The 2,329-nt window shown below is 49.7% G+C and carries 2 tRNA genes and 2 rRNA genes; all 4 read left to right on the top strand.

Annotated elements, in window-relative coordinates:
• The first annotated feature begins 116 nt into the window (after nt 1-116).
• The 4 genes from rrf to DPF90_RS00085 all read left to right on the top strand — a co-directional run bounded on the left by rrf (nt 117) and on the right by DPF90_RS00085 (nt 2,274).
• Nucleotides 117-232 (top strand): 5S ribosomal RNA (rrf, locus tag DPF90_RS00105).
• Between the two features lie 307 nt (nt 233-539).
• Nucleotides 540-1,980: ribosomal RNA gene (locus DPF90_RS00095) — 16S ribosomal RNA — on the top strand.
• A 100-nt stretch (nt 1,981-2,080) separates the two neighbouring features.
• Nucleotides 2,081-2,157 (top strand) — tRNA-Ile (locus tag DPF90_RS00090).
• Nucleotides 2,158-2,198: 41 nt separating this feature from the next.
• Nucleotides 2,199-2,274: transfer RNA gene (locus DPF90_RS00085), tRNA-Ala, on the top strand.
• Nucleotides 2,275-2,329 lie beyond the last annotated feature (55 nt).

Below are 2,329 nucleotides of genomic sequence, written 5' to 3'. Positions count from 1 at the left end.
GTACTAATTGCCCGTGAGGCTTAACCATACAACACCCAAAGGGTTTTGTTGTGGACTCAACTAGAACATTGAATGTGTAAGAACGAAGAAACAGCTTTCCGAATTAACAAATTTTGCTTGGCGACCATAGCGTTGTGGACCCACCTGACTCCATGCCGAACTCAGTAGTGAAACGCAATAGCGCCGATGGTAGTGTGGGGCTTCCCCATGTGAGAGTAGGACATCGCCAGGCTTTATATTTAGACTTTGTCTATTTAATAGACAAGTCACCATAAGATTCTAAAAAAGTGTAGAGTTTTATGTTGACTTCAACAGTCACTCGCGTAATATACGCGTCCTGCTTAAGTGCTAAGGCATTGAAAGCAACGCTCTTTAACAAACTAAACCTATCAATCTGTGTGGGCACTCGTTGATGATAATCCAAAAGATTTATCAATGAACTGAGTGAGCAATCGGTAGTAATACCGGCACAGTCAATTCAACATTACACAGTAATGTTATCAGTATTCATTGAGCCGCATCTTAGATGCACAAAACTTTAATTGAAGAGTTTGATCATGGCTCAGATTGAACGCTGGCGGCAGGCCTAACACATGCAAGTCGAGCGGAAACGAGTTATTTGACCCTTCGGGTGACGATAATGGCGTCGAGCGGCGGACGGGTGAGTAATGCCTGGGAAATTGCCCTGATGTGGGGGATAACCATTGGAAACGATGGCTAATACCGCATAATAGCTTCGGCTCAAAGAGGGGGACCTTCGGGCCTCTCGCGTCAGGATATGCCCAGGTGGGATTAGCTAGTTGGTGAGGTAAGGGCTCACCAAGGCGACGATCCCTAGCTGGTCTGAGAGGATGATCAGCCACACTGGAACTGAGACACGGTCCAGACTCCTACGGGAGGCAGCAGTGGGGAATATTGCACAATGGGCGCAAGCCTGATGCAGCCATGCCGCGTGTATGAAGAAGGCCTTCGGGTTGTAAAGTACTTTCAGCAGTGAGGAAGGTAGTAGTGTTAATAGCRCTATTATTTGACGTTAGCTGCAGAAGAAGCACCGGCTAACTCCGTGCCAGCAGCCGCGGTAATACGGAGGGTGCGAGCGTTAATCGGAATTACTGGGCGTAAAGCGCATGCAGGTGGTAGAGATCTGAAGGAATACCGGTGGCGAAGGCGGCCCCCTGGACAGATACTGACACTCAGATGCGAAAGCGTGGGGAGCAAACAGGATTAGATACCCTGGTAGTCCACGCCGTAAACGATGTCTACTTGGAGGTTGTGGCCTTGAGCCGTGGCTTTCGGAGCTAACGCGTTAAGTAGACCGCCTGGGGAGTACGGTCGCAAGATTAAAACTCAAATGAATTGACGGGGGCCCGCACAAGCGGTGGAGCATGTGGTTTAATTCGATGCAACGCGAAGAACCTTACCTACTCTTGACATCCTTAGAAGTTTCTGGAGATGGTTTTGTGCCTTCGGGAACTGTGAGACAGGTGCTGCATGGCTGTCGTCAGCTCGTGTTGTGAAATGTTGGGTTAAGTCCCGCAACGAGCGCAACCCTTATCCTTGTTTGCCAGCACTTCGGGTGGGAACTCCAGGGAGACTGCCGGTGATAAACCGGAGGAAGGTGGGGACGACGTCAAGTCATCATGGCCCTTACGAGTAGGGCTACACACGTGCTACAATGGCGCATACAGAGGGCGGCCAACTTGCGAAAGTGAGCGAATCCCAAAAAGTGCGTCGTAGTCCGGATTGGAGTCTGCAACTCGACTCCATGAAGTCGGAATCGCTAGTAATCGTGGATCAGAATGCCACGGTGAATACGTTCCCGGGCCTTGTACACACCGCCCGTCACACCATGGGAGTGGGCTGCAAAAGAAGTGGGTAGTTTAACCTTCGGGGGGGACGCTCACCACTTTGTGGTTCATGACTGGGGTGAAGTCGTAACAAGGTAGCGCTAGGGGAACCTGGCGCTGGATCACCTCCTTATACGATGGATGGTTTGCTTTTGCTTTCTTAAAGTGAAAACAAATAAGTCGCGATGAGTGTTCACACAGATTGATGGTTTAGAAGTTTTAGAGACGATACTGGGTCTGTAGCTCAGGTGGTTAGAGCGTTCGCCTGATAAGCGAGAGGTCGGTGGTTCAAGTCCACTCAGACCCACCAATCTTATTCCCAATAAGATGTGGCATACAGTATCACCTGATGGGGCTATAGCTCAGCTGGGAGAGCGCCTGCCTTGCACGCAGGAGGTCAGCAGTTCGATCCTGCTTAGCTCCACCATCTTTAAGTGCATTTCTTTTGAAATAGAAAGTCTTAAGTGTTCTTAAACATGGTT

Origin of the sequence: Vibrio tetraodonis (genome assembly GCF_003350295.1) — a bacterium.
GTDB lineage: Bacteria > Pseudomonadota > Gammaproteobacteria > Enterobacterales > Vibrionaceae > Vibrio > Vibrio tetraodonis.
This window is presented reverse-complemented; position numbering and strand designations above follow the sequence as displayed.